This is a genomic window from Streptococcus sp. CCH5-D3, from assembly GCF_001556435.1.
Taxonomy (GTDB): Bacteria; Bacillota; Bacilli; order Lactobacillales; family Streptococcaceae; genus Streptococcus.
Window position 1 is genome coordinate 1 of sequence record NZ_LSIW01000017.1, and the last position, 921, is coordinate 921.

Sequence of the window (921 nt, forward strand, 5' to 3'; positions counted from 1 at the left end):
TTTGTTTCTTCAATTGTTTTTCAATTTTCTTTTCAACCTTTTGGACAGATTTCTGTTCCACAAATACTTCCTTATAGTGTAAAAATTGAATACTGTCATGAGAATCAGATGACCTATTTTCAGGAATAGCCCTATTATTCTCTTCCAATTTTATTGTTTGCCCATCGTAGGTGTTCTCAGAATAGGTATAAGATACGTAGTAAGTTGGACTTTCTAGTGGAGTCCAATGTAAGTCAGTGATGGTAACTTTGCCATGAAGACCCACTTTGTTACAATCTTCGATGATGATTCGCTTAATTTTTATGTAATCACTAGGCATCATCACCTTGCAACCGCTCAAAACCAAAACTGATAGTAGCAAGGGAATCAAGAATAGAATGCGATAGATTTTCTTTTTCATAGCTCTACCTCCAATAGTGGTGTATAACTAGGGATAGAAATATAATTAAGACTTATCATTCCTCAACCTAGTTATTTTTTCGACCTTTCATCTTTAATCATCATCTTCTAATACTAGATTCTCGTCTTCATAAAAAACGACTTTCCCGTCTTTAACTTTAAAATTGTAATCGACTGAATTATTTGGTCCATCTTCAAAATTAGATTGATAAAAACTATATTCACCATTTGGAAGGTCCCTGGCATCCAACTTTTTAGCAGCTTCTTTCATATCTTGTGATTTGACTGTTGTCTTTTCATCGATATAAATGACCATCTCAATCAACTCTTTATCAATCAAGGTTTGGTATGGAATTTGATAGTAACCTGCAAAGTCCTTCTTACCTTCTTTGAGATTGTCTGAGGCTAAGGTATCCAGATTTTTCTCCTTTTCATCATGACTGAAGTTAGATAGAAAACTAAATGAACTAATAGGAAGACCGAGTTTTTGTTTCTTCAATTGTTTTTCAATTTTCTTTTCAA

General features: G+C 33.2%; 1 protein-coding gene and 1 pseudogene. Both read right to left on the bottom strand.

The annotated features are described in order from the left end of the window. Nucleotides 1–400: pseudogene (locus AX662_RS10635) on the bottom strand (hypothetical protein); the annotation flags it as partial. Nucleotides 401–493: 93 nt separating this feature from the next. Continuing rightward, nucleotides 494–921 (bottom strand): hypothetical protein (locus tag AX662_RS00510; RefSeq protein ID WP_060971288.1); only part of this gene is annotated, 428 nt, incomplete at its 5' end.